The sequence below is a fragment of the Pseudomonas sp. KBN12P06040 genome, from assembly GCF_037574965.1.
Taxonomy (GTDB): Bacteria; Pseudomonadota; Gammaproteobacteria; order Pseudomonadales; family Pseudomonadaceae; genus Pseudomonas; species Pseudomonas aeruginosa.
Map to the genome: position 1 here is coordinate 3935455 of NZ_JBBELS010000001.1, position 13505 is coordinate 3948959.

Below are 13505 nucleotides of genomic sequence, written 5' to 3' on the forward strand. Positions count from 1 at the left end.
CTCCCGAACGTTTGACCGAACGATAGGAGCAAGACATGCCCCGTTTCTGTGCCAACCTGTCCATGCTGTTCACCGAGGTGGATTTCCTCGAACGCTTCGACGCCGCCGCCAAGGCCGGCTTCGCCGGCGTCGAGTACCTCTTCCCCTATGACGTCGAGGCCGAGGCGATCAAGGCCCGCCTGGAAGCCAACGGCCTGGAGCAGGTGCTGTTCAACCTGCCGGCCGGCGACTGGGCCAAGGGCGAGCGCGGCATCGCCTGCCACCCGGATCGGGTCCAGGAGTTCCGCGAGGGGGTCGACAAGGCCATCGCCTACGCCAGGGTGCTGGGCAACCGCCAGGTGAACTGCCTCGCCGGGATCCGGCCGCAGGGGCACGACTGCGCCAGCGTCGAGAAGACCTTCGTCGACAACCTGCGCTACGCCGCCGACAAGCTGGAAGCCGCAGGCATCCGCCTGGTCATGGAGATGATCAACACCCTCGACATCCCCGGCTTCTACCTGCAGAACACCCGCCAGGCCCTGGAGATCCGCGACAAGGTCGGCAGCGCCAACCTGTTCCTGCAATACGACATCTATCACATGCAGATCATGGAAGGCGACCTGGCCCGCACCCTGGAAAACCAGTTGGCGGCGATCAACCACGTGCAACTCGCCGACAACCCCGGCCGCCACGAACCGGGCACCGGCGAGATCAACTACCGCTTCCTCTTCGAGCACCTGGACCGCATCGGCTACCAGGGCTGGATCGGCTGCGAGTACAAGCCGGCCACCACCACCGAAGCCGGCCTCGGCTGGATGAAGACGCACAACGTCGTCTGATCCGCACCCACGAACAAGACGCTCCCGCCTCCCTGCGCGGAGCCACTCGACAGACAGAACCAGGAGACACTCTCATGGCCAAGATCGGATTCATCGGCACCGGAATCATGGGCAAGCCCATGGCGCAGAACCTGCAGAAGGCCGGCCACAGCCTGTTCCTTTCCACCCACCACGACGCCGCTCCGGCCGACCTGCTGGAGGCCGGCGCCATTGCCCTGGCCAACCCGAAGGAAGTGGCCCAGGAAGCCGAGTTCATCATCGTCATGGTGCCGGACACCCCGCAGGTCGAGGATGTGCTGTTCCGCAAGGACGGTATCGCCGAGGGCGTCGGCCCGAACAAGGTGGTGATCGACATGAGTTCGATCTCCCCCACCGCCACCAAGGGCTTCGCCGAGAAGATCAAGGCTACCGGCGCGCAGTACCTGGACGCCCCGGTCTCCGGCGGCGAGGTCGGCGCCAAGGCGGCGACCCTGAGCATCATGGTCGGCGGCTGCCCGAACACCTTCGAACGCGCCTTGCCGCTGTTCCAGGCGATGGGCAAGAACATCACCCGCGTCGGCGGCAACGGCGACGGCCAGACCGCCAAGGTGGCCAACCAGATCATCGTCGCGCTGAACATCCAGGCGGTCGCCGAGGCCCTGCTGTTCGCCGCCCGCAACGGCGCCGATCCGGCCAAAGTGCGCGAGGCGCTGATGGGTGGCTTCGCCTCCTCGCGGATCCTCGAGGTGCACGGCGAACGCATGGTCAAGGGCACCTTCGACCCGGGCTTCCGCATCAGCCTGCACCAGAAGGACCTCAACCTGGCCCTGGCCGGCGCCCGCGAGCTGAACCTGAACCTGCCCAACACCGCCAACGCCCAGCAGGTGTTCAGCACCTGCGCGGCCATCGGCGGCAGTAACTGGGACCACTCGGCGCTGATCAAGGGCCTGGAGCACATGGCCAACTTCTCGATCCGCGACGAGTGATCCGCAGTCCGCGCGGGCCGTCACCCCGCGCGGAGCGACGAACCCCTTTTCGAAGGGCTCGGGGAGAGGAACGGTCGGCGAACTCCGGTGTTCGCCGCCGCCCTCTTCCTTCCCCGCCCACAAGGCGGGGTAAAGGAAGCGAACGCCCGGCCGGGAGATTCACGGCCTCTGCGTCCGGGCGCCTCGCTTCCATTCCCCAGTTCCCGCCGGCGCGGGTGCTGCGGAATGGAAGCGTCGACGACGCTGCGACCGCCGGTCCGACCGGCGGCACGACAACAAGAAATTCGGAGCCTGTCATGAGTACCGATCCACGCGCCTTTCTCACCGAGCTGTTCAATACCGCGGTGGCAGCCGGCCATCCCTACCAGGTGCTGGCCGACCACCTGCCGGAAGATCGCAGCGGGCGCGCCATCGTCATCGGTGCCGGCAAGGCCGCCGGAGCCATGGCCGAAGTGGTGGAGAAGCACTGGCAGGGCGAGATCCAGGGCCTGGTAGTGGCGCCTTACCGCTACGGCGCGCAATGCAGTCGCATCGAGGTGGTGGAAGCCTCCCATCCGGTGCCCGACGACGCCGGCGAGCGCGTCGCCCGTCGCGTGCTGGAACTGATCAGCGGCCTGAACGAGAGCGACCGGGTGATCTTCCTTCTCTCCGGCGGCGGCTCCGCACTGCTTTCGCTGCCTGCCGAAGGCATTGGCCTGGCGGACAAGCAGGCGGTGAACAAGGCGCTGCTCAAGTCCGGCGCCGCCATCGGCGAGATGAACTGCGTGCGCAAGCACCTCTCGGCGATCAAGGGCGGTCGCCTGGCCAAGGCCTGCTGGCCGGCCAGCGTCTATACCTACGCGATTTCCGACGTTCCCGGCGACGAGGCCACGGTGATCGCCTCCGGCCCCAGCGTCGGCGACCCGACCACCTCCGCCGACGCCCTGGCGATCCTCAGGCGCTACGCCATCGACGTACCGCAGAACGTCCTCGACTGGCTCGCCGACCCGCGTTCGGAAACCGTCAAGCCCGACGACCCGCGCCTGGCGCGCAGCCACTTCCAGTTGATCGCCACGCCACAGAACGCCCTCGACGCAGCAGCGGTGAAGTGCCGCGCGGCCGGCTTCTCGACGCTGATCCTCGGCGACCTGGAGGGCGAGGCGCGGGAAGTCGCCAAGGTCCACGCCGGCATCGCCCGGCAGATCCGCAAGCACGGCCAGCCGCTGGCGGCGCCCTGCGTGATCCTCTCCGGCGGCGAGACCACCGTCACCGTGCGCGGCAACGGTCGCGGCGGACGCAACGCCGAGTTCCTCCTCAGCCTCACCGCCGAGCTAAAGGGCGAACCGAACATCTGGGCCCTGGCCGGCGACACCGACGGCATCGACGGCTCGGAAGACAACGCCGGCGCGCTGATGACGCCCTGCTCCCATGCCCGCGGCGAAAAGGCCGGGCTGAAGATCCGCGACGAGCTCGACGACAACAACGGCTACGGCTATTTCCAGACCCTCGGCGACCTGCTGGTGACCGGACCGACCCGCACCAACGTGAACGACTTCCGCGCCATTCTCATCCTCGAGTCCTGACATGACAGCCGACAAGAAAGCCAAGATCCTCGCCACCCTCGGCCCGGCCACCCGCAGCCGCGACGATATCCGTGCCCTGGTGGAGGCCGGCGCCAACCTGTTCCGCCTGAACTTCAGCCACGGCGACTACGCCGATCACGCGCAGCGCTTCGCCTGGGTGCGCGAGGTGGAAGCGGAACTGAACTACCCGATCGGCGTGCTCATGGACCTGCAGGGTCCGAAGCTGCGGGTCGGCCGCTTCGCCGCCGGTGCCGTGCAATTGCAGCGCGGGCAGACCTTCACCCTCGACCTCAGCGACGTCCCCGGTGACGAGCGGCGGGTCAACCTGCCGCATCCGGAGATCATCCATGCCCTGGAGCCGGGTATGAGCCTGCTGCTGGACGACGGCAAGATCCGCCTGGAAGTGGTCAACTGCCACAGCGACGCCATCGAGACCCGCGTGGCGGTGGGTGGCGAGCTGTCCGATCGCAAGGGCGTCAACGTGCCGGAAGCGGTGCTGCAACTCAGCCCGCTGACCGACAAGGACCGCCGCGACCTGGCCTTCGGCCTGGAACTGGGGGTCGACTGGGTGGCGCTGTCCTTCGTGCAACGCCCGGAGGACATCGACGAGGCCCGTGGGCTGATCGGCGACAAGGCCTTCCTCATGGCCAAGATCGAGAAGCCCAGCGCGGTGAGCGCCATCGAGGCGATCGCCGAGCGCGCCGACGCGATCATGGTGGCGCGCGGCGACCTCGGCGTAGAGGTGCCGGCGGAGAGCGTGCCGGGCATCCAGAAACGCATCGTCCAGGTCTGCCGCCAGCTCGGCAAGCCGGTGGTGGTGGCCACCCAGATGCTCGAGTCGATGCGCTTCTCCCCCGCCCCGACCCGCGCCGAGGTGACCGACGTAGCCACCGCGGTGGGCGCCGGCGCCGACGCGGTGATGCTCTCGGCGGAAACCGCTTCCGGACAATACCCTCGCGAGGCGGTAGAGATGATGGCGAAGATCGTCCGCCAGGTGGAGGCCGAGCCGGACTACCACGTCCAGCTCGAGGTCAACCGTCCGCAGCCCGACGCTACCGTCTCCGATGCGATCAGCTGCGCGATCCGCCGGGTCAGCCGGATCCTCCCGGTGGCGGTGCTGGTGAACTACACCGAGTCGGGCAACTCGACCCTGCGCGCCGCCCGCGAGCGGCCCAAGGCGCCGATCCTCAGCCTGACCCCGAACCTGCGCACCGCGCGGCGACTGACCGTGGCCTGGGGCGTGTATTCGGTGGTCAACGAGCAACTGGCGCACGTCGACGAGATCTGCTCGACCGCCCTCGACATCGCCCTGGCCCAGCGCATGGCGCGCCGCGGCGACACCGTGGTGGTCACCGCCGGCGTACCGTTCGGTCGCCCCGGCTCGACCAACATGCTGCGCATCGAGACCGTGGCGCCGCCGCTGGGAGGCCTCTGAAGCAACGAGTTCGGTCCGGCCCGCGCCGTCCCCCCGGGCATGCGGGTCGGGCCACCCTTGTCTCTCTCGGATGGATGGGGCCGGAAATACGGGGCCGCGTCTCCATCCATCCGGGAAAGACCTTCTTGTCGGACCATGGCCTCCCTCGCGCACTCCCATGCAGGCCATGGACATTCAAGGCCTCCGGTTCAACTCCTGCCGGAGGTCTTTTTTTCTTCTTGGAACGCCCTGCATGCATGACCCTCGCCTGGCCTTCTCGTCCGGGGTGCGTCGCCTCCGCTACCGGCCCTACAATGACCACCCCCGCCCCTCGCGCAGGCCTGGCATCTCCGTGCCTGCCGAGCGGCCCTTGCCGCACTGACCGCCATGCCCCTGCAATCTCTCCTCAATGCATCCCGAATCCTCCTGCGCGGCATCAGCCAGGTGTTCCTCCAGGGCGACCCACGCCTGGGCCTGGCCTGCCTGCTGGCGATCGCCGTCGGCGCGCCGCCGCTGCTCGCCGGCGCCCTCCTTGGCGGCGCCCTCGGCCCGTTGCTGGCGCGCCTGTTGCGTTGCGCCGACAGCGACATCGAGGCCGGGCTGTACGGTTACAACGCCGTGCTGATCGGCATGCTGCTGGCATTCCGCTTCGCCTGGTCGCCGGGACTGGTGTCGCTGGTAGCGCTCGGCTGCCTGGCCAGCGTGGCGTTGCAGCGCCTGTTCCTGCATGGGCTGCGCCGACGCCGCTGGCTACCGCCCTATACCCTGGGCTTCGTCCTCAACGGCTGGTGGCTGGTGCCCCTCGGCGCCTGGCTAGGCCTGGCCCCGGCGGCCCATGGCGGCTGCTTCAGCTGCGCCTGGAGCGGCACGGCGGAGCTGGCGGCGCTAACGCTGGGGATCGGCGAGATCATCTTCCTCGGTGAACCGCTGGCAGGGCTGCTGGTCTGGCTCGGCCTGCTGCTGGTCTCGCGTCCCTCGGCCGCCTGGGCCCTCGCCGGCGCCGCGGCCAGCCTGCCGCTGGCCTGGCTGCTGGGCTACGACTGGGCGAGCGCGCTCGCCGGGCTCTACGGCCTGAACGCCGCTCTTGCCGGGCTGGCCCTGGCCTTGCGCTACCGCAGCGTCTGGCCGCCACTGCTCGGCATGGGCCTGGCGGTGGCGCTGCAACCGCTGTTCGGCCTGCTCGGCCTGCCGGCGCTGACCGCACCGTTCATCCTCGCCTGCCTGCTCTGCATTGGCGGCGAGCGCCTTTACCTGCGCCTGGCCGGCAGCCTCGGCGCGCGCCTCGGCCGGCGGCGCTCCTGAGCGGGGAACGCTGGCGCCGGCGGGCTAGTCTGGTAAGGTGCCGCATCCATCATCAGGAGCCACGATGAGCGCACCCGACAGCTGGCGCGAACGCCTCTACATCGTCATCTTCCAGACCGACACCCGCGACGGCCGGCGCTTCGACAGCGCGCTGCTGCTGGTGATCCTGGCCAGCCTGCTGGTAGTGATGATCGACAGCATCGACGAGATCCACCAGGACTACGGCGACCTGCTGGCCTACATCGAATGGGGCTTCACCGGCATCTTCCTGGTGGAATACCTGCTGCGCCTGTACTGCTCGCCCAAGCCGCTGCGCTATGCCTTCAGCTTCTACGGCCTGGTCGACCTGCTGGCGATCCTCCCCGGCTTCCTCGCCCTGCTCTACCCCGACGCCCAGTACCTGCTGATCGTCCGGGTGATACGCATGCTGCGGATCTTCCGCGTGCTCAAGCTGCGCCAGTACCTGAGCCAGGCCAATTTCCTGCTCACCGCCCTGCGCGGCAGCAAGCAGAAGATCATCGTGTTCTTCCTCACCGTGATGACCCTGGTCACCGTGTTCGGCGCGCTGATGTACGTGGTCGAAGGCCCGGAGCACGGTTTCACCAGCATCCCCCGCGGCATCTACTGGGCGATCGTCACCCTGACCACGGTCGGCTTCGGCGACATCACCCCGAAGACCCCGCTCGGCCAGGCCATCGCCAGCCTGGTGATGCTCACCGGCTACTCGATCATCGCGGTGCCCACCGGGATCTTCACCGCCGAACTCGCCACCGCGATGCGCCAGGACCCGGCCAACCTGTTGCAGCGGGATTGCCCGGTGTGCCGCAAGGCGACCCACGAAGTGCAGGCGGCATTCTGCTGCCGCTGCGGCAACCCGTTGTTCCCTCGCGAGGAAGGCAGCCATGGGAAGTCTTGACCGGCAGCGCTGGGACGCCCTCTGGCAGCGACTCGGCGGCAACCCGCCGGCGGATGCCTTCGACGCGCTGCTGGCGGCCTATGGCGGGGCCGACCGGCACTACCACAGCGATCGCCACATCCTCGCCTGCCTGGAGCACTTCGACCGCTGGCGCCAACTGGCGCGGCGGCCGGACCTGGTGGAGCTGGCGTTGTGGACCCACGACCTGGTCTACGACACCCAGCGCCAGGACAACGAGGCCGCCAGCGCCGCCAGCACCGAGCGCTGGCTCGACCAGGCCGGGCTGGCGGCGCTGCGGCCGGCCCTGCGCGAACTGATCATGGCCACCTGTCACCAGGCGCCGCCGGGAGACGCCGACGCAGCCCTGGTGGTGGATCTCGACCTCGCCATCCTCGCCGCGCCGGCGCCGGTCTACGCACGCTACGAGGCGGACGTCCGCGCCGAATACGCCTGGGTGCCGGAACCGCTGTTCCGCGCCGGGCGCGGCAAGTTGCTGCGCCAGTTGCTGGAGCAACCGGCGCTGTACCACTGCGAACCGCTGCGGCAGCGCTGGGAGGCCGCCGCCCGCGCCAACCTGCGCGGTGCCCTGGAGCGCCTGGAACAGCCGGCCTGAGCCGCACGGGAAAATTTCTTCGCGCCGCTTAACCCGTCTTTCACCGCGCTTGCGTCTCAGGCAGCAGGAAGGGACCGCACGCACGGGTTCCTCGCCCCTCCATCCGCCCAAGGAAGAGATATCGTGAATCGACTCGCCGCCTCTCCGCTCCTGTTCGCCGGCCTGTTCGCCAGCGCTCCGTTGCTGGCCGCGCCACAAGCGGTCGACAGCCGCATCAGCGCGGTCACCGTCTACGCCGACCGTGCCGTGGTCACCCGCACCGCCCGCCTGCAATTGCCCAAGGGCCAGCATGAGATCGCCCTGGAGCAACTGCCCTTCCAGCTCGACGACGCCAGCCTGCGCGCGTCCCTCGGCGCCAGCGCCGCCGCCACCCTGCTCGACGTCAGCAGCGCCGCGCAACGGGTCGAGCGTCCGGACGACAATCGTGTGCAGCAGCTCGACCAGCAACTGCGCGAGATAGACCGGCAACTGCGGGAAATCCATGACCGCGGCAGCGTGCTCGAAGCGCAGAAGAAGTTCCTCGCCGACATCCAGAGCGGCAGCACCCAGCCCGGCAAGGATCGCCCCATGCCCGGCATCGACGAGCTGAAGAGCCTGCTGCAACTGACCGAAGGCAACCTCGAACGCCTGCTCGCCGAGCAGCGCCAGCTGGACGACCGCGCCGCCGAACTGGAACAGCGCAAGCAGCAGTTGCAGGAGCAGCGCGGCACCCTCAACGGCGACGGCAAGCGCTTCAAGCGCGCGGTCCTGCGGGTCGCCCTGGAGCAACCGGCACAGGTCGAGGTGAAGCTCGACTACACCCTGCGCGACGCCTCCTGGCAGCCGACCTACGACGCGCGCCTGCGCGACGGCGCGAAGACCATCGAACTGACCTACCAGGGCCTGGTCCGGCAGAGCAGCGGCGAAGACTGGACCGACATCGACCTGACCCTCTCCACCGCCCGTCCGGCCCTGGGCGGCAACGTACCGCGGCTGAATCCCTGGATCGTCGACATCGACGCGCCCAACGCCTACTACGGTGCCGAGATGGCCATGCAGGACGCTCCGGCGCCCATGCCGCAAGCCGCGCCCATCGCCAGGACCTCGGCGAAGATGGCCATGCCGGCCTCGGCGCCGAAGCTGGCCGAGGCGCGGCTCGCCACCGCGGAGGTCAGCAGCGGAGCCGCCAGCGCCTCTTTCCACATCCCCGTGCCGGCGACCCTGAACAGCGACGGCAGCGCGCAGAAGGTCACCATCGCCCGCCTGGAAATGCCGGCCAAGCTGCGCTACCTGGCGGCCCCGGCCCTGCGCGAAACCGCCTACCTGGAGGCGGAAACCCGCAACGACAGCGACTACCCGCTGCTCCCCGGCACCCTGAATACCTTTCTCGGCAACAGCTTCGTCGCCAGCGGCCATCTGCGCGGGGTGATGCCCGGAGAAAGCTTCGAACTGGCACTGGGCGCCGACGAGGGCATCGGCATCGAACGCAAGCTGGTCAAGCGCTACACCGACAGCAGCGGCCTGATCGGCAACCGCACGCGGGTCAACTACGAATTCCGCATCGACGTGCGCAACAACCACAAGAACGCCGAACGCGTGCAGTTCGAGGACCAGTTGCCGGTCTCGCGCAACGAGCAGATCCAGGTCACCTTGCTGGAACCCAAGGCGCAGGAAATCAAGCGCGAGGACGACGGCAAGCTGAAGTGGGACTGGACCCTGCAACCCGGCGAGAAACGCAGCGCCACCCTGAAGTTCAGCGTGGAGTATCCCAAGGACCTGGCGGTCAGCGGCCTCGACTAGCGCTGGCCAAAGCGCCGGCCGCGGCATAGGCTCGAGCGGGTAATAAGCAAAGCAGTTTTTGATATTTACCCTGCATATAACCCGACGTTATAGTCGAGCCACTACAACATGCCCAAAGGAACTGCCCTGTGAAACGACTGTTCAGCGCCTCCCTGCTGGCCGCCGGCCTGGCGCTCGGCGGCGCCGCTCACGCCGCCCAGCCCCTGCTCAACGTCTCCTACGACGTGATGCGCGACTTCTACAAGGAATACAACCCGGCCTTCCAGAAATACTGGAAAGCGGAGAAAGGCGAGAACATCACCATCCAGATGTCCCATGGCGGTTCCAGCAAGCAGGCGCGCTCGGTGATCGACGGTCTGCCCGCCGACGTCATCACCATGAACCAGGCCACCGACATCGACGCCCTCGCCGACAACGGCGGCCTGGTGCCGAAGGACTGGGCGACCCGCCTGCCGAACAACAGCGCGCCGTTCACCTCGGCCACCGTGTTCATCGTTCGCAAGGGCAACCCCAAGGCCCTGAAGGACTGGCCGGACCTGCTCAAGGACGGCGTCCAGGTAGTGGTGCCGAACCCCAAGACCTCCGGCAACGGCCGCTATACCTATCTCTCCGCCTGGGGCTACGTGCTGAAGAACGGCGGTGACGAGAACAAGGCCAAGGAGTTCGTCGGCAAACTGTTCAAGCAGGTACCGGTGCTCGACACCGGCGGCCGCGCCGCCACCACTACCTTCATGCAGAACCAGATCGGCGACGTACTGGTGACCTTCGAGAACGAAGCCGAGATGATCGCCCGCGAATTCGGCCGAGGCGGCTTCGAGGTGGTCTACCCGAGCGTGTCCGCCGAGGCCGAGCCTCCGGTGGCGGTGGTCGACAAGGTGGTCGAGAAGAAAGGCAGCCGCGCCCAGGCCGAGGCCTACCTGAAGTACCTGTGGTCGGACGAGGGCCAGACCATCGCCGCCAACAACTACCTGCGCCCGCGCAACCCGGAGATCCTAGCCAAGTTCGCCGACCGCTTCCCGAAAGTCGACTTCTTCTCGGTGGAGAAGACCTTCGGCGACTGGCGCAGCGTGCAGAAGACCCACTTCATCGACGGCGGCGTATTCGACCAGATCTACAGCCCCAACTGATCCCTCGCCGCTCGACGAAAAAGCCGGAAGCGCTCGCGCTTCCGGCTTTTTCATTCGGCTTGCAGTTCAGCCACTGCCGCCTCAGCGAAACTCGTGCTCCACCTCGGACCAGAGGCTCACCCGCTGTCCGCCGGCCTCGAAGAACTCCATCTCGCGGCGGATGCCGGCGCTGTCTCGCCAGCCCGGCAGGTCGAGGACGATCAGCTCTTCCAGGTGATCCATGTAGAAGGCGTCCACCGGCGCCCACAACCTGCCGATCGCCGCGCGGTCGAGATCGGCCAGGCACAGGTTGATCGGATGGGACATGGAGACCTGGCTGAATACCACGTGGCCGGCGCGGACGATGGTCGCCGCGACCTCGTTGCAGGCACGGAAGCGCTGCTCGACCACCTCGGCGTCGGCATGGCTGTAGGGACAGGCTAGGAATATCTTGCGCATGGTTACCTCGTTGCGGAAAGCGACGCCGCGATGGCTCGCGGCGCTCGTCGGGGGATGTTTCAGGCTGCGTGCAGGGCGCTTTTTTCCGCCTCGTCATGCTCCTGCTCCTGCCGGGCATAGCGCTCGGCGGCAGGCACCGAGATGCGGATGGCGATGAATACCGCCAGCAGGCCGCCGAACAATTTGCCGAGCAGGATCGGCAGGATCAGCGTCGGCTGGAAGTTGGCGGTGAATGCCAGGTGATCGCCGATGGTGGCCTGGGCGCAGACGCCCAGGGCCACGCAAAGCACCTTGTCGCGAGCATTCATGTATTTGAACAGGTGGTAGGTGGCGATGATGTTCGCCAGCACCATGACAAAGGCGGTGGCGCCCGGCTGGGACAGCCCCAGGTAACGGCCGAGGACCGCCATCGGGCGCTTGCAGTAGCGCTGGAACAGGTAGCAGATGGGGAAGGTCCCGGCCAGCATGATGCCGATGTAGCCAGCGATCTCGATGGCGCGGAACAACTCTTTCTCGTCGGCGAACATCGGGTCGAAGCCCCAGCCGCCGAAGACCTTGGTGAAGACTCCGGTGAAGTGCTGGACGATGGAAAGCGCCAGGGCCATCTTGATGAACGCGTCCATCACCTTGCCGAATACCAGGAACCCGGTGACCATCGCCGTCGCCCGGTACTTCAGGCCGGCGGCCAGCAGGAAGCAGAAGACGAACAGCGGCGCCAGCAGCCGAAGCATGCCGAGGAAGTCCAGCGACAGGTAGTGCAGGGCCGGCGAACCGGTCGATACCAGTTCGCGCACCGGGATGTGGTTGAGGGTAATCAGCAGCAACGCCGCCAGCACCGCGAACGGAATGCTGATCAACCCGGCCATCGCCCCCAGCGCCAGGTACTTGTGGTCCTTGCGCTCGAGCATGGTCAGGCCGACCGGGATCAGGTAGACGATGGTCGCGCCGGAGGTGTAGCCCACCAGCATGGCGGTAATCCACATGTCGCGGTTGGCGGTCAGGGCATCGGCCAACTGGTAGCCGCCCATGTCCACCGCGATGATCGACAGCGCGGCGATGGATACGTCGGAACCGAGGGTCTGGAAGAACGGGCCGAGGGCATGGGAAATCGCCTTCGACAGATAGGGAATGGCTACCATGATGCCGGCCTGGGCGAGGAACACCGGACCGATGGCGTGGATGCCGTTGACGAACTCGCGGCCCAGACCGCTTTCCGGGCGCAGGATGGAAGCCAGCGCGCCAAGTACCGCACCCAGCATGATCAGGTAAATCACATAGTTTCCGAACTCGGCCATCTGCGTCGTTCTCCCCTCGGCAGGCTCCCGTAGCGGGATGCGTTCTTCTGGTTGTCTGGTCGGGAGGCCGGCCACGCCGGTCGCTCCGCCGAAGCGAACACTCGCATTTCGCGTGCCACAATTTGGTTTTCGTGTTGATTTGAAGGTTCGTTTTACCTAAATTGGTCACCCATACGGTCAAGTAGGCGGCCAATCCAAGAGCGTACCTGCCTTACGGACCTGTGGGATTTTCCGCCGGGCCTGCGCAAAGCCTCGCCCCGCCCCCTTCCGCCCAGCGCCGCCAGGCGCTACCGGGCGATTCACGGTAACAATCGCCGCACCAGGATGCGGCCCATGGGAGAACACGATGCGCCCCGAGGAACGCCGCCGCCACATTCTCGAATTGCTGCGCCAGCGCGAGCGGATCTCGGTGGACGAACTGGCGCGGACCCTTTCCACCTCCCAGGAAACCATTCGCCGCGACCTCGCCGCGCTGGCCGAACAAGGCCTGGTCAGCAAATTCCACGGAGGGGCCGCCCTGCCGCCCAGCGGCGAGCACGAGAACGCCTTCCAGACCCGAATGAACGAGCACGCCCAGGAAAAACGCGCAGTCGCCCGCTACGCCGCCGGCCTGTTCGGGCCCGGTGACAGCATCTTCATCGACACCGGCACCACCACCCTGCTGTTCGCCCGCGAACTGGCGCGCCAGAGCCATCTGACGGTGATCACCAACTCGCTGTTGATCGCCGGCAGCGTCGGCGCCTCCGGCAACCGTGCATTCATGATCGGCGGCGAGTACCGCCCGGAATCCGAACAGAACGTCGGCGCCCTGGCCATTGAGCAGATCGCCCGGTTCAACGCCGAGCATGCGGTGATCACCGTCGGCGCGCTGAACGGCGATGGCGCCATGGATTTTTCCATCGAGGAAGCCGAGATCGCCCGTGCCATGATCGCTCAGGCCCGCCAACTGACGGTTATCGCCGACTCCTCGAAGCTCGGCCGGCGCGCCCTGTTCCAGGTCTTCCCGCTGAGCCGGATCAACCGCCTGGTGGTCGACCGCAAGCCTACCGGGGAACTCTGGGAAGCCCTGCAACAGGCGCGGGTGGAAGTCCACGAAGCCCCCCTGCGCACCCCGCAGGCCTGACTCCCCTCGCGGGCAGCCCCGGAGACAGGCCGGGGCTGTGCCGGTGGCTGCCCGTCGATTAATCGATTGACTGTTTCTCTTTCAGTTGCCACATTAAAACAACAAATTTCACATAAAATTCTGTGTGAAAAATCAGTGTTACGGTCAAAAAGC

At 67.1% G+C, this 13505-nt stretch carries 12 protein-coding genes; 10 read left to right on the plus strand and 2 right to left on the minus strand.

All coding sequences use genetic code 11. The features are described 5' to 3' along the window. The first annotated feature begins 35 nt into the window (after positions 1-35). The 9 genes from hyi to VQ067_RS18500 all read left to right on the plus strand — a co-directional run bounded on the left by hyi (position 36) and on the right by VQ067_RS18500 (position 10496). Entirely contained in the window at positions 36-818 is a 783-nt protein-coding gene (hyi, locus tag VQ067_RS18460; protein ID WP_003087181.1) for a hydroxypyruvate isomerase, read from the plus strand. Between the two features lie 74 nt (positions 819-892). Then, positions 893-1783, plus strand: a complete 891-nt coding sequence (locus tag VQ067_RS18465) for a 2-hydroxy-3-oxopropionate reductase (protein ID WP_003087180.1) — start codon at positions 893-895, stop codon at positions 1781-1783. 296 nt (positions 1784-2079) lie between these two features. Then, complete coding sequence (locus VQ067_RS18470; protein ID WP_009314767.1) at positions 2080-3345, plus strand: glycerate kinase type-2 family protein; 1266 nt, start codon at positions 2080-2082, stop codon at positions 3343-3345. Position 3346: 1 nt separating this feature from the next. Next, positions 3347-4780 (plus strand): pyruvate kinase, encoded by a 1434-nt coding sequence (gene pyk, locus VQ067_RS18475; RefSeq protein WP_003117786.1) that lies wholly within the window; start codon positions 3347-3349, stop codon positions 4778-4780. Between the two features lie 366 nt (positions 4781-5146). Continuing rightward, the gene (locus VQ067_RS18480; protein ID WP_019485649.1) at positions 5147-6061 is read left to right on the plus strand and encodes an urea transporter; all 915 of its coding nucleotides are present in this window, start codon (positions 5147-5149) and stop codon (positions 6059-6061) included. 64 nt (positions 6062-6125) lie between these two features. Beyond that, positions 6126-6977, plus strand: a complete 852-nt coding sequence (locus tag VQ067_RS18485) for an ion transporter (protein WP_003083179.1) — start codon at positions 6126-6128, stop codon at positions 6975-6977. After that, a complete protein-coding gene (locus VQ067_RS18490; protein ID WP_003083175.1) occupies positions 6964-7590 on the plus strand; it encodes an HD domain-containing protein in 627 nt (208 codons plus the stop codon). Before VQ067_RS18485 ends, VQ067_RS18490 begins: the two co-directional genes overlap by 14 nt. A gap of 123 nt (positions 7591-7713) precedes the next feature. Beyond that, entirely contained in the window at positions 7714-9369 is a 1656-nt protein-coding gene (gene muiA, locus VQ067_RS18495; protein WP_009314771.1) for a mucoidy inhibitor MuiA, read from the plus strand. Between the two features lie 128 nt (positions 9370-9497). Further along, a complete protein-coding gene (locus VQ067_RS18500; RefSeq protein WP_003087175.1) occupies positions 9498-10496 on the plus strand; it encodes a sulfate ABC transporter substrate-binding protein in 999 nt (332 codons plus the stop codon). 81 nt (positions 10497-10577) lie between these two features. On the opposite strand, the gene VQ067_RS18505 is transcribed toward VQ067_RS18500, so the two are convergent. Next, complete coding sequence (locus VQ067_RS18505; protein ID WP_003087170.1) at positions 10578-10934, minus strand: DUF1937 family protein; 357 nt, start codon at positions 10932-10934, stop codon at positions 10578-10580. Positions 10935-10993: 59 nt separating this feature from the next. Further along, positions 10994-12229 (minus strand): ethanolamine utilization protein EutH, encoded by a 1236-nt coding sequence (eutH, locus tag VQ067_RS18510; RefSeq protein ID WP_003087169.1) that lies wholly within the window; start codon positions 12227-12229, stop codon positions 10994-10996. A 346-nt stretch (positions 12230-12575) separates the two neighbouring features. On the opposite strand from eutH, the gene VQ067_RS18515 reads away from it, so the two are divergent. Continuing rightward, complete coding sequence (locus VQ067_RS18515; protein WP_003083169.1) at positions 12576-13352, plus strand: DeoR/GlpR family DNA-binding transcription regulator; 777 nt, start codon at positions 12576-12578, stop codon at positions 13350-13352. Positions 13353-13505 lie beyond the last annotated feature (153 nt).